We start from the raw sequence: 404 nt of genomic DNA on the forward strand, positions 1-404 counted from the left end.
GATACAAATACATAATGCCGACTGCTACCCCCACATAGCCAAAATCCCCTCCGATAGCGTGGTTTTAATCATAACCGACCCGCCTTATTTGCTAAGTGGTTTAAGCGGAGGATTTGCCAAAGAGGCAGGGGGAGGCAACTACGCAAAGCTAATAAAACAACACGAAACACTAGGCAAAGGCTTTGATTTTAGTTTGCTAAATGAATTTGAGAGAATCCAGCCTACGCTAAATGCGTATATTTTTTGCAACAAAAAGCTACTAGAAAAGCTACTTATTTTTTATGCAAACAAAGAGGACATAGACACCGACATTTTGATTTGGCATAAGCCAAACGCACGCCCACAGCCTAGAAATCGCTATGATTTTGATATAGAATTTATCCTCTTTTTGCAAGGCAATCCTC

General features: G+C 40.6%; 1 protein-coding gene. It reads left to right on the forward strand.

Annotation, left to right across the window (positions count from 1 at the left end; all coding sequences use genetic code 11):
• On the forward strand, nucleotides 1-404 hold a 404-nt coding region (locus ACWIUO_RS13930; protein ID WP_454178481.1), incomplete at both ends, for a hypothetical protein.

This window comes from Helicobacter sp. T3_23-1056, assembly GCF_053654535.1.